This is a genomic window from Cupriavidus sp. PET2-C1, from assembly GCF_054515855.1.
This window is the reverse complement of sequence record NZ_CM137260.1, coordinates 613,567-630,871: the sequence shown is the minus strand read 5'-3', so window position 1 is coordinate 630,871 and position 17,305 is coordinate 613,567. Positions and strand designations below refer to the sequence as shown.

The 17,305-nt window shown below is 66.9% G+C and carries 15 protein-coding genes; 6 read left to right on the top strand and 9 right to left on the bottom strand.

The features are described from left to right. The first annotated feature begins 149 nt into the window (after positions 1-149). The 4 genes from ACX12D_RS22815 (at position 150) to ACX12D_RS22800 (ending at position 4,170) form a co-directional block, all read left to right on the top strand. Positions 150-641: a hypothetical protein gene (locus ACX12D_RS22815; protein WP_459375750.1), complete on the top strand. Its 492-nt coding sequence runs from the start codon at positions 150-152 to the stop codon at positions 639-641. A gap of 282 nt (positions 642-923) precedes the next feature. After that, positions 924-2,477 (top strand): class I adenylate-forming enzyme family protein, encoded by a 1,554-nt coding sequence (locus tag ACX12D_RS22810; RefSeq protein ID WP_459375749.1) that lies wholly within the window; start codon positions 924-926, stop codon positions 2,475-2,477. A gap of 114 nt (positions 2,478-2,591) precedes the next feature. Continuing rightward, positions 2,592-3,758 carry a thiolase domain-containing protein gene (locus ACX12D_RS22805; protein ID WP_150988223.1) on the top strand — a complete coding sequence of 389 codons (1,167 nt, stop codon included), beginning with the start codon at positions 2,592-2,594 and terminating at the stop codon, positions 3,756-3,758. Between the two features lie 4 nt (positions 3,759-3,762). Next, entirely contained in the window at positions 3,763-4,170 is a 408-nt protein-coding gene (locus tag ACX12D_RS22800) for a Zn-ribbon domain-containing OB-fold protein (RefSeq protein WP_150988226.1), read from the top strand. A 466-nt stretch (positions 4,171-4,636) separates the two neighbouring features. Here ACX12D_RS22800 and ACX12D_RS22795 read toward each other — a convergent pair whose 3' ends face one another. From ACX12D_RS22795 to ACX12D_RS22755, 9 genes are all read right to left on the bottom strand, one after another. Further along, entirely contained in the window at positions 4,637-5,665 is a 1,029-nt protein-coding gene (locus ACX12D_RS22795) for a D-2-hydroxyacid dehydrogenase (protein WP_459375748.1), read from the bottom strand. A gap of 2 nt (positions 5,666-5,667) precedes the next feature. After that, a complete protein-coding gene (locus ACX12D_RS22790; protein WP_459375747.1) occupies positions 5,668-6,666 on the bottom strand; it encodes a Bug family tripartite tricarboxylate transporter substrate binding protein in 999 nt (332 codons plus the stop codon). Positions 6,667-6,748: 82 nt separating this feature from the next. Next, positions 6,749-7,537 (bottom strand): class II aldolase/adducin family protein, encoded by a 789-nt coding sequence (locus tag ACX12D_RS22785; RefSeq protein WP_253927673.1) that lies wholly within the window; start codon positions 7,535-7,537, stop codon positions 6,749-6,751. A gap of 37 nt (positions 7,538-7,574) precedes the next feature. Continuing rightward, positions 7,575-8,747, bottom strand: coding sequence for a tricarballylate utilization 4Fe-4S protein TcuB (gene tcuB / locus ACX12D_RS22780; RefSeq protein ID WP_459375746.1), 1,173 nt, complete (start codon positions 8,745-8,747; stop codon positions 7,575-7,577). Next, positions 8,734-10,161 carry an FAD-dependent tricarballylate dehydrogenase TcuA gene (gene tcuA / locus ACX12D_RS22775; protein WP_459375745.1) on the bottom strand — a complete coding sequence of 476 codons (1,428 nt, stop codon included), beginning with the start codon at positions 10,159-10,161 and terminating at the stop codon, positions 8,734-8,736. Before tcuA ends, tcuB begins: the two co-directional genes overlap by 14 nt. Before the next feature lie 184 nt (positions 10,162-10,345). Beyond that, the gene (locus ACX12D_RS22770) at positions 10,346-11,302 is read right to left on the bottom strand and encodes a LysR family transcriptional regulator (protein ID WP_459375744.1); all 957 of its coding nucleotides are present in this window, start codon (positions 11,300-11,302) and stop codon (positions 10,346-10,348) included. A 117-nt stretch (positions 11,303-11,419) separates the two neighbouring features. Continuing rightward, complete coding sequence (locus ACX12D_RS22765; RefSeq protein WP_459375743.1) at positions 11,420-12,133, bottom strand: 4-carboxy-4-hydroxy-2-oxoadipate aldolase/oxaloacetate decarboxylase; 714 nt, start codon at positions 12,131-12,133, stop codon at positions 11,420-11,422. Beyond that, a complete protein-coding gene (locus ACX12D_RS22760; protein WP_459375742.1) occupies positions 12,130-12,879 on the bottom strand; it encodes a PIG-L deacetylase family protein in 750 nt (249 codons plus the stop codon). Before ACX12D_RS22760 ends, ACX12D_RS22765 begins: the two co-directional genes overlap by 4 nt. A 67-nt stretch (positions 12,880-12,946) precedes the next feature. Continuing rightward, a complete protein-coding gene (locus ACX12D_RS22755; RefSeq protein ID WP_459375741.1) occupies positions 12,947-13,918 on the bottom strand; it encodes a tripartite tricarboxylate transporter substrate binding protein in 972 nt (323 codons plus the stop codon). A gap of 123 nt (positions 13,919-14,041) precedes the next feature. On the opposite strand from ACX12D_RS22755, the gene ACX12D_RS22750 reads away from it, so the two are divergent. Then, positions 14,042-14,941 carry a LysR family transcriptional regulator gene (locus tag ACX12D_RS22750; RefSeq protein ID WP_459375740.1) on the top strand — a complete coding sequence of 300 codons (900 nt, stop codon included), beginning with the start codon at positions 14,042-14,044 and terminating at the stop codon, positions 14,939-14,941. A gap of 210 nt (positions 14,942-15,151) precedes the next feature. After that, positions 15,152-16,984: a methyl-accepting chemotaxis protein gene (locus ACX12D_RS22745; protein WP_459375739.1), complete on the top strand. Its 1,833-nt coding sequence runs from the start codon at positions 15,152-15,154 to the stop codon at positions 16,982-16,984. The last annotated feature ends 321 nt before the right edge of the window (positions 16,985-17,305 follow it).

Sequence of the window (17,305 nt, the reverse complement as noted above, 5' to 3'; positions counted from 1 at the left end):
TTATTGCCGCATCCGGCGCCGCTGGCATCACAAAATTACCTGCATTGCCCTACAGATCTGCTTCACGTGTTCGTTAAACCCGGGTACCCAGGTGCGCCGCGCGCGGCCGCCTTCCGTGCGTTCGCGCACTACCCGAAGGAACAAATCCGATGAGCACGATCGATCCGGCGTCCTCCACCGGCGGCCAGTTTGCGGCCGCCACGGCCCTGGCCGGCGCAGCCAGCCTTGCCACCACCAGCCAGGCAACGCCCGCCAGCCAGTCGGGCGGCGGCAAGTCATCCGACGGCATCCATGTCGATCTCTCATCGGCTGGCCGCACGCTGGCGGCAGGCAAGCCGGCCGGCTCCAGCGGCCGCAACAGCGATATCGACAACAGCAACCTGCCGGATACGGCCAAGGAGCTGCTCAAGCGAATCCGTGAATTGCGCGATGAGCTGGCGCGCAAGCAGCAGGAACTGCAAGCCGTGGCCTCGGCCCAGAACCTCTCCGCCGACCAGAAGCAGGTTCGCCTGGCAGCGCTGAACCAGGCCATGGGTTCGATTTCCGGTGCGATATCCAGCGCCAGTGGCGCGCTGGTCAAGGCCATGGAAAAGGCCTCGCCCGAGCAGCAGATGAGCGCGGCGGCCCTGGCCATGGGCTGATTCCCTCACAGGTTGATTCGGCCATAGGGTGGCGCCATCACGGGCCACCCCGCAAGCTGGTTTTCTCTTCGTCTCCCTGCGCAGCGCCCCTCCCCTCGCTTGCCCGCTCGCTTGCCGCCGCGCCAGTTTGTGCGCCGCAACAACCATTCCCGGCAAGCCCCTCTTCCAAAAAGCCAAATTGTCGAACCGGGCACAAGGCGCGACACTCTTTCACAGCGGCGGCAGGCCAGCCAGCCATGAATGAGACATCCAAGCGCACCCCAAGAGCCCAACGGCAGCCCTATGTCACCGACAAGCACTGACTTCACCCCTCTCGCCGCCCTCGTCGACGCCCAAGCCGCGCTGCGGCCGCGGCATCCGGCCGTGGTGCTGGACGAACGCAGCGTGGATTTCGCCGGCCTCAACCGGCTTGCCGACCGCGTTGCCGCCGCGCTGCAGCGGGACGGTGTGCCGGCACAAGGCGCCGTCGCCATCTGCGCGGCCACGTCGATCGAATACGTCGCCGCCTTCCTCGGCAGCCTGCGGGCGGGCGTGGCGGTGGCGCCGCTGTCGCCCTCGCTCAACCCGCAGACGCTGCGCGGCATGGTGCAGGACTCGGGGGCGCGCCGGCTGTTGATCGATGCCAGCACGCGCGAGGCCCTGCACGGGCTGGAGGCCGAGCTAGGCATTCCCTGCATCGCGCTGGACGACAGCCGCGCGGGTCTTGCCTTCAGCCAGTGGCTGGCCCCCGAAAATGCCCGTCCGGCTCCGGTCGACGTGCAGCCCGACTGGGCTTTCAACCTGATCTATTCATCCGGCACCACCGGCGTGCCCAAGGGCATCATCCAGCCGTTCGGCATGCGCTCGTCGCACGTGCAGCGCGCCACCCAGGGCGGCTATGGCCCGGACACCGTGGCGCTGCTATCCACGCCGCTGTACTCCAACACCACACTGGTCAGCCTGTTCCCCACCTTGTCGCTGGGTGGCACCGTGGTGCTGATGCGCAAGTTCGATGCCGGCCAGTACCTGGCGCTGGCCGCACGGCACCGCGTCACCCATACCATGCTGGTGCCGGTGCAATACCAGCGCATCCTGGCCCATCCCGACTTTGCCGGCACCGATCTGTCATCGTTCCGCTATAAGTTCTGCACCAGCGCGCCCTTTGCCGCCGCGCTCAAGGCGCAGGTGCTGGCACGCTGGCCCGGCGCGCTGATCGAGTACTACGGCATGACCGAGGGCGGCGGGCGCTGCGAGCTGCGCGCGCATGAGCACCCGGACAAGCTGCATACGGTCGGGCGCCCCTCGCCGGACACCGATATGCGGCTGCTGGACGATCAAGGGTGCGAGCTCCCCGCCGATGCGCCGCGCGACACCCCAGGCGAGATCGTCGGGCATTCCCCCGCGATGATGTCCGGCTACCACAATCACCCCGGGAAGACCGCCGAGGCCGAGTGGTTCGACGCCACCGGCAAGCGCTTTATCCGCACCGGCGACGTTGGCTACTTCGATGCCGACGGCTTCCTCATCCTGATGGACCGCAAGAAGGACATGGTCATCTCGGGCGGCTTCAACATCTACCCGAGCGACATCGAAGCGGTGCTGCTCGGGCATCCCGACATCGCGGACGCGGCGGTGGTCGGCGTGCCCTCGGAGCGCTGGGGCGAAACGCCCGTCGCCTTCGTGGTGCTGCGGCCCGGCGCCACGGCCCAAGCCGCTGCGCTGCTGGACTGGGTGAATAGCCGGCTAGAAAAAATGCAGCGCCTGGCCGCGCTGGAGCTGTCGCAGGAACTGCCGCGCAACGCCATCGGCAAGGTGCTCAAGCGCGACCTGCGCGAGCAGTACGGGCGCGCACCTTGACGCTCGCGCCAACAAACAAGAACGCAAGACTTGGGTTATAGGCATAGTCCTTAATTCATAGTCCATAGTCATCACCGCACACCAACGTATCCGGGACAACAACCAGGGAGACCCATGAGCATCAATGGCAAGGCTTATATCGTCGGGGCCTACGAGCACCCGACCCGCAAGGCACCGGACAAATCCGTCGCGCAACTGCACGCCGAGTCCGCCAAGGGCGCGCTGGAAGACGCCGGCCTCACCCTGCAGGACGTGGACGGCTATTTCTGCGCGGGCGACGCGCCTGGCCTTGGCGCGCTCAATATGGTCGATTACCTCGGCCTGAAGGTGCGCCACGTCGACTCCACCGATACCGGCGGCTCGGCGTATATCGTCCACGTCTCGCACGCCGCGCAGGCTATCGCCGCCGGCAAGTGCAATGTGGCGCTGATCACGCTGGCAGGCCGCCCGCGCTCGGAAGGCTCGAGCGGCACGCAGGCGCGCAACTGGGGCGCGAACCTGCCCGACCAGCCGTTCGAGGCGCCGTTCAGCCCGGTGACCGTGAACCTGTACGCGATGGTGGCAATGCGCCATATGTTCCAGTACGGCACCACCGCCGAACAGCTTGCCTGGATCAAGGTAGCGGCCTCGCACCATGCGCAACACAATCCCCACGCCATGCTGCGCGATGTGGTGACGGTGGAGGACGTATTGAATTCGCCGATGATCTCGGATCCGCTGCGCAAGCTCGACTGCTGCGTGGTGTCCGACGGCGGCGGCGCGCTGATCGTCGCCCGCCCGGAAATCGCGGCCAAGCTCAAGCGCCCCATGGTGAAAATCCGCGGCGCCGGCGAAGCCGTCAAAGGCCAGCTCGGCGGCATGGTCGACCTGAGCTGGTCGGGCGCCGCCATCTCCGGCCCGATCGCGTTTGAAGAGGCCGGCATCCGCCCGTCCGACATCAAGTACGCCTCGATCTACGACAGCTTCACCATCACCGTGCTGATGCAGCTGGAAGACCTGGGCTTTTGCAAGAAGGGCGAAGGCGGCAAGTTCGTGGCCGACGGCAACCTGATCTCCGGCGTGGGCAAGCTGCCCTTCAACACCGACGGCGGTGGCCTGTGCAACAACCACCCGGCCAACCGCGGCGGCATCACCAAGGTGATCGAAGCGGTGCGCCAGCTGCGCGGCGAAGCCCATCCCGCCGTGCAGGTCAAGAACTGCGACCTGGCCCTGGCCCAGGGCACCGGCGGCTACCTCGGCTCGCGCCACGGCAGCGCCACCGTCATCCTGGAACGGGAGTAATAAGATGAGCACACCTTACACCGCGACTCCCCTCAAAGCCCCGCAAGTTGCCCCGGACAACACCGAGTTCTGGGAAGCCGCCCGCGCAGGCCGCCTGCTGGTCAAGCACTGCAAATCCTGCGGCAAGCCCCACTGGTACCCGCGCACGCTGTGCCCGTTCTGCATGGGCGAGACCGAATGGAAGCAGGCCTCGGGACGGGGCACCATCTACTCGTTCAGCGTCACCCGCCGTGCCGGCCCCACGCCTTTCTGCATTGCCTACGTGACACTGGAAGAAGGCGTGACCATGATGACCAACATCGTGGATTGCGACCTGGATACCGTGCGCATCGGGCAGGAAGTGAAGCTGACGTTCACACCGACGGACGACGGGCCGCCGGTGCCGACGTTCACGCCGGTTAGCGCTGGCTGAAACAAACAGGAACGCGAGGGGCATCGCAATGGCAAGCCCCCGCCCTCTCCCCCGGCCCCTCTCCCACAAGTGGGAGAGGGGAGCAGACCTGCGGCATCGGTAAGCTAGCGATTCGTTGTAGCCGTGATTCCCGCCCGTCAGGCGGAAATCACCCAAGCGCGATGCGAAGCGAGCCGTCAAGGTTCACCTAGGCCGTATGGGGCGCCTCGGGATTTCACGAAAAGAGCGGAAAAGAGGGACCCATGTCTGAGTATCGCCTTAAGGCGATGCGAGTTTGGGTCCCGGCCGCTCTTTTCGTGAAATCCCGAGGGGTAGTCGCCCCATCCGGCGCGCCTTTTTTGCCTACTTTTTTGGCAAGACAAAAAAGTAGGTCGCCGCGCCGCAGGCGTGGTGAAACTGCAGTTGCCCTTGACGTCAAGCAGTTGAAGTTGAAGTTGAAGTTACAGTCGAAATTGCAGCACTCCCCTCACCCCACCAAATTCCTCAATCCCTCCCCACCACGCCAACGCCCCAGATTGTCCAAAAAAATCCCAACCACCCGCCCCGCATTCCCATCCGAAAATCCCGCACTATGCGGCGTAGCAATGACATTAGGCAACGTCCACAGCGGCGAATCCGCCGGCAGCGGCTCGTGCGCGAACACATCCAGATAAGCACCCGCAAGGCGCCCGGCCCGCAACGCCTCGATCAGCGCAAGCTCATCCACCACCTCGCCCCGCGACACATTCACCAATCTGGCACCCGCCGGCAGCAAAGCCAACGCATCGGCGTCCACCAGCCCACGCGTTTGCGCCGTCAGCGGACAAGCCAGCAATAGCCAATCCGTGCGCGGCAGCACGCCACGCACCGCATCGAATACCACGGTTTCATAGCCGGGCCCAGCCGGCACGGCGCTCTGGCGCACCACGATCACGTGCAGGCCCAGCACCTGCAATAGCTTGCCCAGCCATTGCCCGATCGGGCCCCAACCAACGATGGTGGCAGTCTGCCCCGCCAGATCGCGCGGCAGCCCGGAGCCAATCAGCGGCGCCCAGCGGCGCTCATGCTGGGCCGCCAGCATCTGCGGAAAATGCCGCGCTAGCGCCAGCACACCCGCCAACGCGGTCTGTGCCACCACGCCCGCGTTGGCGCCGGAGGAAGTCGTCACCGCCACGCCGCGTGCGCGCAGCTCGCCAAACACGGCGCGGTCCGCGCCGGCCGAATGCGTATGCGCCCAGCGCAGCCCGGGGCTTGCCAGCATGGCATCGTAAAAGCGCCGGGTGGCGGGCAGGATTTCGTGCTTGGTGGACAGCCCGGTGACATCGCGCGAGACAAAGGCGATATCGGCGTCCAGCCCGGGGGCATCGTTTTGCCCCTGCCCCGACGGCACCACCACTGGCACGAAAGCCCCGCCAAGCGCCTCGCCAATCGGCGTGCCGTATTGCTGCAAGGCTTGCTCCGACAGCAGGATGCGCAAAGGCTGCGCGGCTGCCGGCTGGTTCGTATTCACGCGCATGTTCATTCCAGGGAAGCACCCGAGTCACGCACCACGACTTTCCATTTGGCGTACTCCTTTTGCGTGAACTTGCCGAACTGCTCCGGCGAGCCACCCACGGGATCCGCCCCTTCCCGCACCATCTGCGCCTGCAGCGACGGCAGCGCATCGTTGACGGCCTGATTGACCTTGTTGATCACCGCCTGCGGCGTGCCCTTGGGCGCGAACACGCCAAACCAGGAACCAGCCTCGAAGCCGGGGAAGCCCTTTTCGGCTACCGTGGGCACGTCCGGCAGCGATGGCGAACGGCGCGCGCTGCTGACCGCCAGCGCGCGCAGCTTGCCGGCCTTGATATGCGCGATGACCGACGGGATCGTGGCAAACATGAACTGCACCCGGCCGGACAACAGATCGTTGAGCGCGTCCGCGCCCTTGTAGGGGATATGCGTGGCCTCGGTGCCGATGCGCTGCGTCAACATGAAGCTGGAGAGCTGCGACGAGGTGCCCACGCCGGTTGAGCTGTAGTTCAGCTTGCCCGGATTGGCCTTGGCGTAGGCGACGAATTCTTCGAGCGTCTTGGCCGGCAGCGAGGGATGCACCACCAGCACGTTGGGCACATCGGCAATCTGCACCACCGGCACCAGATCGGTCAGCGGATCGTAGTTCAGGTGCTTGTACAGCGTCTGGTTGATCGAGATCGGGCCGACCGAGTTGACCAGCAGCGTATAACCATCGGCCGGCGAGCGGACCACAGCCTCGGTGCCGATATTGCCGCCGGCGCCGGGACGGTTGTCCACCACGAAGGATTGCCTGAACTTCTGCGCCAGCACCTGGCTGACGCTGCGCGCCAAGATATCGGTGGTGCCGCCAGCGGTGAAGGCCACCACCACGCGCACCGGCTTGGCCGGGTAGTCATCGCCTGCGGCGGCGATGGCGCCCGTGCCTGCGATAGTGCAGGCAAACGAGATGGCGGCCGTTATGGCGACCGATTTGGCGCGGGCCAGTGCGGGGCTTTTTAGCATGTTGTCTCTCTCCGTTCGTTTTATCGTTATCGCTTTTGCAGCCACTTTGCAGCCGCTATCGCCGCCGGAAGGCCGCCCCGCCTCAGTCGCGGAAGCTCGGATCCAGCCGGTCCAGCTTGCGCAGCAGCGCCGGCCACTCCATGACGCCGTAGGGGCGGCGCGTGCCGGGCTGGTAGTTGTTCCAGGTTTCCTGCAGCACGTCGGCGCCCACCTCGCGCAACGGTGTGTTGCAGGACATCGCACCGATCTGCGCGCGGCAGGCCAGCTCCAGCCGGTGCATCCAGTTGAAGGCTTCCCCAACCGTATTGCCCACGGTGAGCGCGCCGTGGTTGCGCAGGATCAGGGCCTCGCCTTTGCCGAGGTCTTCGAGCAGCGAGGCCTGCTCGGCGGTGTCGAGCACCACGCCCTGGTAGTCGTGATAGCCGATCTTGAGAAAGCGCATGGCGGTCTGTGTCAGCGGCAAGAGCCCGCAATCCAGCGACGATACGGCCATGGAGGCCCAGCTATGGGTGTGGATCACGCAGGCCACTTCCGGGCGCGCTTCGTGCACGGCGCTGTGGATCACGTAGCCGGCCTTGTTGATGCCGTAGTTGAGCGCGCCGAAATCCGGCTTGGCGAGGATGTTGCCGGCGTGGTCCACCTTGATCAGGCTGGAGGCGGTGATCTCCTCGTACATCATGCCGTAGGCGTTGATCAGGAAGGCGCCGTCCTCGCCCGGCACGCGCACCGAGATATGGTTGGCCATCATATCGGCCATGCCGTACAGCTCCACCAGCCGGTAGCAGGCGGCCAGATCCACGCGCGCCTGCCATTCGGCATCGGTGCACTGGTCCCGCATCGAGGAAATGGCGAGGATGCCGGGCTTTGTCATGAGGTTCTCCTTGGTCTTTTTTTTGAATGCTTGATGTTCAGTCCGAGCCAAGCGCCAGGTTGCTGGGCCGGCGTTTTTCGATATTCCACTTGAGCAGCGCCGCGCTGCGGTAGATGCCGTGCGCGAACTTGCCGTAAGGCAGCGTCAGGAACAACGCCATCACCACGCCCAGGTGCACCGCCAGCAGCAGCGCCATGGCCGCGGTGTCGCGCCAGGCCAGCAGCGCCAGCCCCGTCAGGCTGGTGAAAAACAGCAGCGCGATAAAGCCGCGGTCCATCGGCTTCTGGGCCGCATCGCCGGTGCGCGGATCGCGCTTCAGGTTGAGCCAGAGCAGACCCGCCGGGCCGATCAGCAAGCCGATGCCGCCTGCCGTGCCCAGCAGCACCGGCAGGCTGGTGGGCGCATACGGTGCGTGCAGGCCCAGCAGGTAATGGTAAAGCGTGGCGACCGCCGTGGCGGCAAAGCACAGCATGAAGCCATAGAACGTGAAATGGTGGAAGCGCCGGCGCCACAGGGTGAACGCGTCGTCCGCGTTGTTGCAGCCCTTGCCGTGGCCGCCGTCCAGGTAGCGCAGCCGCAATGCATCGTGCGCCGCGCCGCCGATGGCCGGGCCGCGAGCCTCGCCTTGCAGCTCGCCGGGCGATACCTTGCGCCAGAAGCGCGTCACGCCCACGCCCAGCGCCAGCACCGCGCAGCCGAATACCAGGCCGAACATCGCCGCCAGCAGGTTGTGCGGGAAGATGGCGTAGAAGTTGCCGGCCAGCGGTGCGTGCAGCAGGCTGCCGCGCATGGCAAGCACCATCACCAGGAACAACGCCAGCCCGGCTGCCAGCGCCAGCGCGGTGGCCAGGCCGGCGCGGCGGTACAGCCCACCGAGGGCGGCGGGCCAGGCATAGTCGGAGTAGGTCTGGACCCGCACCTTGGCCATGGCCTGCGGCACGTTGACCGCGAACTCGTGCGGCGGCGCGTACTGGCAGGCGTGGTAGCAAGCGCCGCAGTTGTGGCACAGGTTGGACAGGTAGTGGATATCGGCCTTGCCGAACTCCAGCCGGCGCGTCATGGCGGGAAACACCGCGCAAAAGCCTTCGCAATATCGGCAGGCATTGCAGATCTGCATGACGCGGCCTACTTCGGCCTCGTCCCCGGTGAGCGGCAGCGCGCCCTGGGCCAGCGCCGCCGCTTCGCGCGTCAGCGCTTCAAGATGTTGCATGCTGCTCTTCCTGGAGTGCGTTGTGACTGGGCCGCCCGAGCGCGGCGGCTGCGGCCTGGGTGCCGGCGATGCGGCCGAAGGCGGTGCCGATGGCCATGCCGACACCTGCCGTATAGCCCTTGCCGAGCACGTTGCCGGCCATCATCTCGCCGGCCACGAACAGGTTGACGCTGGGCTTGCCGCCGAAGTGCACGGCGGCGTGCTCGTTCACCTTGAGGCCAAGGTAGGTAAAGGTGATGCCCGGGCGCAGGGCGTAGCCGAAGAACGGCGCGGTGTCGAGCGGCCGGGCCCAGTGGGTCTTGGCCGGGGCAATGCCCTCGGTGTGGCAGTCGTCCAGCACGGTGTGGTCGAAGGTGCCGACCCGGCACGCCGCGTTGTAAGCCTCGATGGTGCGCATGAAGGTGGCCTCGTCCAGCCCGAGCTGGCGCGCCAGTTCCGGCAGCGTGTTGGCGCGCACGCCCGGGAATACCGGCGGCATGAAGCGGCCCACGGCCTTGGCGTCGATGATCGAATAACCGATCTGCCCGGGCTGCTGCGCGACCAGGCGTCCCCAGATGGCGTAGCGCTTGGGCCAGAAGTCCTCGCCCTCGTCGTAGAAACGCTCGGCGTTGCGGTTGAGCATCACGCCCAGCGAGACGCAGTCCACCCGGGTGCAGATGCCGCCGTCGTACAGCGGCGCGCGCGCGTCGATGGCCACGCAGTGCGATTGGGAAGGGTCACCGATGGCATCCGCTCCGGCTTCGATCATGAACTTGAGCAGCACGCCCATGTTGAAACGGGTGCCGCGGATCAGGAAGTTGTCGGCCGGCCAGTCACCGTCGGCGTTCTGGCCCCAGGCTTCGCGCAGCCATTCGCGGTTGGATTCGAAGCCGCCGGCTGCCAGCACGCAGCTGCGCGCCTCGATGCGCTCGCTGCCGATGCGGGCCGCTATGAAGCGGTCGCCGTCCAGCTCGATGGCATCCACCGGGGCGTTGTAGCGCACCTGCACGCCAAGGGCTTCGGCGCTGCGGAAGTAGGCGTTGACCAGCGCCTTGCCGCCGCCCATGAAGAAGGCATTGGTGCGCGCCACATGCAGCGCGCCTGACAGCGGCGGCTGGAAGTGCACGCCATGGCTGCGCATCCAGTCGCGGCAGGTGGAGGAGGCGCGGATGGCCAGGCGGGCCAGGCGTTCGTCGGTCAGGCCGCCGGTGACCTTGAGCAGGTCTTGCCAGTATTCCTCTTCGGGATAGGCCTCGATCAGCACGTCTTGTGGCGCGTCGTGCATGCAGCGCAGGTTGCGGGTGTGCTGGGAGTTGCCGCCGCGCCACTCGCGCGGGGCGGCTTCCAGCAGCAGCACGCTGGCGCCGGCTTCACGCGCCATCAGGGCCGCGCACAGGGCGGCATTGCCGCCGCCGATAACCAGGACGTCGATCATGGGCGCGCGCCTCCGGCAAGGCTCGGGAAAGCCGGCAGGGACAGCTCCCGGATTTGAGTAATGGACAGCACGATGAGGGTTCCGGTGGGGATGCCCGCACTGTAGCGGCCCGCCGGCGTCCTGCTAAGCCCCCGGATCGCATGGGGGCATCACGAATCGTGATACCCCCGGGGGCGCCCGTGCATCATCCCTGCGGCCCAAGCAGCCGTGCACCTCGCCAAGCGCCGGAGCGCACCAGTTCGCGGGCGCAATCAGCCAGCACCACGCGCAAGGCCAGCGCGGCGGGCGACAGTTCGTCGTCGGAGAGGCTGCACAGCACGTTCTGGCGCCGCACCTTGGGGTCCGCGATCTCGGCCAGGTGGAAACGCGCCTGCGCATCGGCATAGCGCCCCACCGCGGCCCACGGCTGCAGGGTGGCGCCAAACCCGAGGTCGACGGCGTCCATCAGCATGGCCAGGGAATCCACCTCCTGCACCACCTGGGGCACGATCTTCACGCGGGCGAAGGCGGCATCGAGCGTGCTGCGCAGCCCATGCAGGCCGGTCGGCATGATCAGCGGCACGTCCCGCAACTGCGCCATGCGCAGCCGCTGCGGCGCCTCGGCATCGGCATCGGCATCGGCCGGCAGCGCACGGCGCGAGCGGATCAGGAACAGGGTTTCCTCGAGCAGCGGCGTCACGCTCCAGCGGCGCGCCACAACGGTGTCGAACAGCACGGCCAGGTCGAGCTGGCGGGCATTGAGCATGGCGCTGAGGTGGCCGGACAGGCTCTCCACCATATGCAGGCGCACATCGGGATAGCGCTCGCGCATGGCGCGCATCAGCGGCACGCCGATGACCGAAGCGGTGGTAGGCGCCAGCCCCACGCTGACCGTGCCGGACAGCCGCGCATGGTGGGCGGCGCGCTTGGCCTGCTCGGCGTGGCGCAAGGCCAGCTGGGCCTCGCGAAAGAAGGCCAGCCCGGCCTCGGTGGGCGTCACGCCGCGCGTGGTCCGGCGCAGCAGCCGGGTGGACAGCTCGCTCTCCAGCCGGCTGATCTGCTGGCTCATGGCGGATTGCACCATATCGAGGTCGAGCGCCGCGCGGCTCATGCTGCCGAGTTCCACCACGCGGACGAAATACTGAAGCTGGCGCAGTTCCATCGGGTTCCCCGGCCTGGATTCGTGTCTGGATTCGTGTCTGGATTCGTGTCTGGATTCGTGTCTGGATTCGTGTCTGCGACGCTTATACCAGATAGCGAGCCAGCGGTGGCCGCCGGGTCAGGCCTCGTCGAAGCCGCTGTACCAGTCCACGGTCTGGTCGGCGTACACCAGGCCCTTGGCTGCCAGCGCCTCGCGCATCTGGTACATGTCCAGCCCCAGCACGCCGGCGGCCAGCGTAGCGCGCTTGCCCTCCTCCATGGCCCCACGCTCGACGGCACGGCGCGCGGTCTCGGCAGCGAGCGGGCGCGGCACCACCACCACGCCATCGTCGTCGGCCACGATCACGTCGCCGGGCCGCACGTGGGCGCCGGCGCAGACCACCGGCACATTGACCGCGCCCACGGTTTCCTTGACCGCGCCCTGCGCCGAAACCGCCCGCGACCAGACCGGAAAGCCCATGGCATTGAGCGTGGCCACATCGCGCACGCCGCCGTCGATCACCAGGCCGCGCGCGCCGCGTGCCTTGAGCGAGGTGGCCAGCAGGTCGCCGAACAAGCCATCGGTGCAGTCGCTGACCAGCGCCACCACCAGCACGTCGCCGGGCTGCACCAGCTCCACCGCGACGTGGATCATCCAGTTGTCGCCGGGATGCATCAGCACCGTCACGGCGCTGCCGGCAATGGCGGCACGGGACTGGATCGGCCGCATGCAGGGCTTCATCAGCCCGGTGCGGCGCTGCGCCTCGTGCACCGTGGCGACACCGGCGGCGCCCAGCGCGTCGATGTCCGCGGCGGCCGCGCGCAGGATGTTGCGATAGGCGATGGTCTTCATGACAGGCTCTGCGTGACTTGCGGGAACACGCGCGCATAACCTTCGCCGTACTTCACCTTGCTGTCGGAGTTGCGCGCGGCCTGCGCGCCGCGCTGCAGCGCCACGCGCGTGTAGTACTCCCACAAATGCTCCTGCGCCGCCATGGTGGCGAAGGCACGCTGCTTCTTTTCCCACACGGAGGAGATATCGAGCAGCACGTCGGGCTTCCAGTTGCATTGCTCGGGCTGGTGCGGCTCGAACAGGAACACCGGCGGCGCGCCGATCACCGGCACCTCGGGCTTGTAGCCATGCGCCTGGGCGATGACCCGCGCTTCCTGCGCCACGTGCGTGGCAAGCGGATGGTCAAAGTTGTAGATGTCCTCGCGCGAGTGGCTCAACACCAGTTCGGGCCGCAGCGCGCGATAGAGATCGGCCAGGCGCAGCAGCGCGGCATCGGTCACGCGCATGGGGTAGTCGCCCAGGTCGAAGCACTCCAGCGTAGCGCCCAGGATGTCGGCGGCCTGCTGCGCTTCTTCATGCCGGGCCGCCTTGACGCGCTCGATGGTCATGCGCGGCTGGCGCCACATCTTGGCGGACTCGCCGCGCTCGCCAAAGGACAGGCAGACGATCTTGACGTTGTAGCCGCGCTCGGCGTACAGCGCGATGGCGCCGCCGGCGCGCCAGACAAAATCGGCGGCGTGCGCGCTGACCACCAGGATCGAGGGACGCTGCGCGTCCGGCTGGGCTTGGGCTGGGATGTCGGACATGGGGGATTCTCTTGGATCGTGGTGGGTCGTGGTGGGTCGTGCCGGATCGCCGGATGCGCCGCGGGCCTCAGTCGGCCGTGATGCCCGCCTTGCGGATGACGCCGTTCCAGGTGGTGGTTTCACCGCGCACGAACTGGCCGAAAGCTTCAGGCGTGCCCGGCAAGATGGTCACGCCCAGTTGCGCGAGCTGTTTGCGCACGTCGGGGTCGGCCAGCGCGGCGTTGGCCGCAGCGTTGAGCTCATGGACCACGACCGGCGGCGTCTTGGCCGGCGCCACCAGCCCCCACCAGACCGAGGCGGTGAAGCCGGGCAAGCCTTGCTCGCGCGAGGTTGGCACGTCCGGCAGCAGCGGCGTGCGCTGGTCGCTCGCCACCGCGATGGCGCGCAGCGTGCCGGCGCGGATATGGGTGATGACTTCGAGCGGGTTGATCGGCATGAACGAGATACGCTCGCCCAGCAGGTCGGTGATCGCGGGCGCACCGCCCTTGTAAGGCACATGCAGCACGTCGATGTGCGCCGCCTCCTTGAACAGCTCGCCGGCGAGATGGCCCGAGCTGCCGTTGCCGGCCGAGGCATAGCTGAGCTTGCCCGGCTGGGCCTGCGCCTGGGAGACCAGGCCCTTGAGCGACGTCACGCTGGACTTTGCCGGCACCACCAGCACCAGCGAGGCCTGCCCCACGCGCGCCACCGGCGTGAAATCCCGTACCGGGTCGAATGGCAGCTTGGCAAACAGCGCGGCATTGGTGGCCAGGCTATTGGACGCCATCATGATGGTGTAGCCGTCCGGCGCGGCCTTGGCCACGGCCTCCATGCCGATATTGGTGCTGGCGCCCGGGCGGTTGTCGACGATGATGGGCTGCTTGAGCAGCACGCTCATCTTTTGCCCGACCGAGCGCGCCACGATGTCCACCGCGCCACCGGCGGCATAGGGCACGACTAGCCGGATGGGCTTGGCCGGGTAGGCCTGGGCGCTGGCGGCGCTGGCGGCCAGCGACAGCGCGGCGGCCAGGAAGCCGGCAAGGTAGGGGCGGCGCAGCATGGTTGTCTCCTGATGGTGCAATTTGTCGTGCGGCTCGAGGCCGTTTGCCTGCATTCTGGGCAGCCGCCGTGATACTGTCCAATACGTTTTCGAACCCTTTGTTATTGCACTTCGATATAAGCAATGGATTTCCGCCAACTCCGCTATTTCGTCGCCGTGGCCGAAGCGCTGAGCTTCAGCGAGGCCGCGCGCAAGCTCCATATCAGCCAGCCGCCGCTGAGCACCCAGATCAAGGCGCTGGAGGACGAGCTCGGCAGCCCGCTGCTGGACCGCTCCCGCCATCATGTGGCGCTGACGCCGGCGGGCACGCTGTTCCTGGACAAGGCCAGGGCGGCGCTCGCCAACCTGGAGCAGGCCCGCGAGGTGGTCAGGCAGGTGGCCGCCGGCGAGGCGGGCGAGATCCGCGTGGCCTTTACCGCATCGGTGCCGATGCAGGATGCGTTTCCGCGCGCGGTGCAGCAGTTCCGCGTGGACCACCCGCGCGCCATGCTGGAACTGGTGCATATGCCTACCGGCCAGCAGTTGCAAGGACTGGAGAAAGGCGAGATCGACATTGGCTTCCTGCGGCCGTCGCCCCAGTTCTACCCGCCCGCCAGCATCACCGTGCACGAAGTGCTGGCCGACCGGCTCGTCGCCGTGCTGCCTGCCTCGCACGCACTGGCAAACCCGGTTGACGACGCCGGGATCGATATCGGCGCGCTGTCCGCACAGCCCTTCCTGCTGTTTCCCCGCGGGCTGGGCTGCGGGCTGTTCGACCACGTCACCACGCTTTGCAACCGGGCGGGCTTTGCCCCGCGCATCGGCCAGGAGGCGCGCGAGGCGACCACCATCATCGGATTGGTGGCGAGCGGCGCCGGGGTGTCGGTGCTGCCGCAGATCTACGCGCGCACCGGCATCCCCGGCGTGACGTACCGGGCACTGGCTGGCCCGGATGCCGCCAGCCGGGTGCTGGTGGCGCATCGCACGGGGGCGCTGTCACCCATCATGCGTCGGTTCCTGGCATTTTTTAAGGTTGGCGGCTAAGGCAAGGACAGCGCGGAAAACGCGTCGCGCCGGGCAATAGCGGCGTATTCACCACGCCGCGGAACGCCGCCTTGCACTAGCGCGGGGAAATGTCTGCACATTGCCGTTTCAGCCCTACAGTTCCCCTCCAGCCTTCCGTTAGCCGGGGCATGCTGGCCGACAACAAAATTGTCGGAGGCCTTTCTTAACCACCGCCCCTACCCAACGCGCATGCTTCTCTCGCTCCGTACACGCATTACGGCGACCTGTGTCGCCATCGTTGTCACCGCCTTGTCGGCATCCACCGGCATCACCTACGTAGTCACGAAGCACAGCGACGAACGCACGCTGCGGCAAAACCTCGCCACCATCACCCAAGGCAACGCGCAAGCCATCACCGAGTGGCTGAGCGCGCGGGCCGCCATGGTGCAAGCCGTATCGCCGGAGAGCCTTTCCACCGATCCCATGTCCGCGGTCACGCAGCTGGAAAAATCCGGCGGCTTTGTCGTGGCCTATGCGGGCTACCCGGACAAGCATGCGGTGTTTTCCCGCGACCTCGGCATCCCCGCCGACTACGATCCCACGGGCCGCCCGTGGTACCAGGCCGCCGTCAGCGCCGGCAAGCTGGTCATCACGCAGCCGTATGAAGATGTCGCGACCAAGAAGCTCGTGGTGACGCTGGCCCTGCCTGTGCTGGCCAATGGCCAGTTGAAGGCCGTGGTGGCCGCCGATGTGAACCTGGACGCCGTGACCTCCACCGTGAACGGCATCCACCCCACCCCCGCCAGCTTTGCCTTCCTGGCCGATAAGAGCGGGCGCATCGTGGCGCATCCGGATGCCAAGCTCAACCTCAAGCCGGCCACTGACCTGTCCGCCGACCTGAGCGCGAACGCCCTGGCCAGGCTGTCGGATCCCGAGCAGCCCCTCGCGGTCAAGATCGCCGGTGCCACCAAGCTGCTGCATGCGGAGCCGGTCAAGAACTCCGACTGGGAACTGGTGGTTGCCATGGATGAGGACGAAGCCCTGGCCGGCCTGCGCAATGTGCTGCAGGCCATGTTCATGACCCTGGTGACGGTGGCCTTCCTCGCCGCGGGAGTCGGCTCGGTCATGACGGCCTCTGCGTTCCGGCGGCTGTCCCAGGTGCGCGAGGCCATGGACGACATCGGCTCCGGAAACGGCGACCTGACCAAGCGCCTGCCGGCCGACGGCAACGATGAGGTCACGCAGATCGCCCGCGCGTTCAACCAGTTTGCCGACAAGCTCGCCACCGTGCTGATCGATATCCGGGACAGCAGCGAATCGGTTCGCACGGCAACCGCCGAAATCTCGCAGGGCAATATCGACCTGTCCTCGCGTACCGAGCAAGCCGCGGCCAGCCTCGAGCAGACAGCGGCTGCCATGGACGAGCTCACCGGCACCGTGCAGAACTCGGCCGAGGCCGCCGTGCGCGCCGGCGAACTGGCGGCGGCGGCCTCCCAGGTCGCCAACCGGGGGGGCGATGCCGTCTCTCGCGTGGTGACCACCATGCAGGAAATCTCGACCGCCTCCGCCAAGATCCACGACATCATCGGGGTCATCGACGGCATCGCCTTCCAGACCAACATCCTGGCGCTCAACGCTGCCGTGGAAGCCGCCCGCGCCGGCGAACAGGGACGCGGATTCGCCGTGGTGGCTGGCGAAGTGCGCACGCTGGCCCAGCGCAGCGCCCAGGCCGCCAAGGAGATCAAGGGACTGATCAGCAAATCGGTGGCCAAGGTGGACTCGGGCGCGGCACTGGTGCGGGACGCCGGCGAGACAATGAACAGCATCGTGGCCAGCGTGAAGCAGGTCGAGCAGGTGCTGCGCGAAATCTCGAATGCCGGCAGCGAGCAGAGCGTGGGCATCACGCAGGTCAACCAGGCCGTGAGCCAGCTCGACGGGGCAACGCAGCAGAATGCGGCGCTGGTCGAGCAAGCCTCGGCGGCCGCCGGTTTCCTGCATGAGCAAGCCAACAAGCTGGCCGATGCGGTAGGCCAGTTCCGCCTGGCCAGGGCGCATGGCGGCGCAATGGGGTCCGAGGCTTGAACCGCTGACAAAGCCGGATCTGCGTTGCCGCGCTCCCCTCTCCCACGTGTGGGAGAGGGCGGGCGCTCGTTATGCCGTCGTGCTGGAAAAAACCACGGGCTTCGCTTCAAGCGGTACCTAGCTGATATGACTCCCCGTGTCAATCGAGATTGGTTTGATTCGGTTTCACAATTGCATGGTGTTCCCCAATTTCCTGGAGGGCGACGTAGCAGTAAGTCTCGACGGTGGATCACGCTGATATCCGCGGGTTGGTTACCGCATTACAGAGGTCCGCCCAATGAGCCTGCCGCTATCTAAGGCCGCAAGTCGGATGAAATCCGT

What these genes read in the sequence shown, in the direction of transcription:
- ACX12D_RS22815 (WP_459375750.1), top strand. Translation starts at nt 150, where the DNA reads ATGAGCACGATCGATCCGGCGTCCTCCACCGGCGGCCAGTTTGCGGCC.
- ACX12D_RS22810 (WP_459375749.1), top strand. Translation starts at nt 924, where the DNA reads ATGTCACCGACAAGCACTGACTTCACCCCTCTCGCCGCCCTCGTCGAC.
- ACX12D_RS22805 (WP_150988223.1), top strand. Translation starts at nt 2,592, where the DNA reads ATGAGCATCAATGGCAAGGCTTATATCGTCGGGGCCTACGAGCACCCG.
- ACX12D_RS22800 (WP_150988226.1), top strand. Translation starts at nt 3,763, where the DNA reads ATGAGCACACCTTACACCGCGACTCCCCTCAAAGCCCCGCAAGTTGCC.
- ACX12D_RS22795 (WP_459375748.1), bottom strand. Translation starts at nt 5,665, where the DNA reads ATGCGCGTGAATACGAACCAGCCGGCAGCCGCGCAGCCTTTGCGCATC.
- ACX12D_RS22790 (WP_459375747.1), bottom strand. Translation starts at nt 6,666, where the DNA reads ATGCTAAAAAGCCCCGCACTGGCCCGCGCCAAATCGGTCGCCATAACG.
- ACX12D_RS22785 (WP_253927673.1), bottom strand. Translation starts at nt 7,537, where the DNA reads ATGACAAAGCCCGGCATCCTCGCCATTTCCTCGATGCGGGACCAGTGC.
- tcuB (WP_459375746.1), bottom strand. Translation starts at nt 8,747, where the DNA reads ATGCAACATCTTGAAGCGCTGACGCGCGAAGCGGCGGCGCTGGCCCAG.
- tcuA (WP_459375745.1), bottom strand. Translation starts at nt 10,161, where the DNA reads ATGATCGACGTCCTGGTTATCGGCGGCGGCAATGCCGCCCTGTGCGCG.
- ACX12D_RS22770 (WP_459375744.1), bottom strand. Translation starts at nt 11,302, where the DNA reads ATGGAACTGCGCCAGCTTCAGTATTTCGTCCGCGTGGTGGAACTCGGC.
- ACX12D_RS22765 (WP_459375743.1), bottom strand. Translation starts at nt 12,133, where the DNA reads ATGAAGACCATCGCCTATCGCAACATCCTGCGCGCGGCCGCCGCGGAC.
- ACX12D_RS22760 (WP_459375742.1), bottom strand. Translation starts at nt 12,879, where the DNA reads ATGTCCGACATCCCAGCCCAAGCCCAGCCGGACGCGCAGCGTCCCTCG.
- ACX12D_RS22755 (WP_459375741.1), bottom strand. Translation starts at nt 13,918, where the DNA reads ATGCTGCGCCGCCCCTACCTTGCCGGCTTCCTGGCCGCCGCGCTGTCG.
- ACX12D_RS22750 (WP_459375740.1), top strand. Translation starts at nt 14,042, where the DNA reads ATGGATTTCCGCCAACTCCGCTATTTCGTCGCCGTGGCCGAAGCGCTG.
- ACX12D_RS22745 (WP_459375739.1), top strand. Translation starts at nt 15,152, where the DNA reads ATGCTTCTCTCGCTCCGTACACGCATTACGGCGACCTGTGTCGCCATC.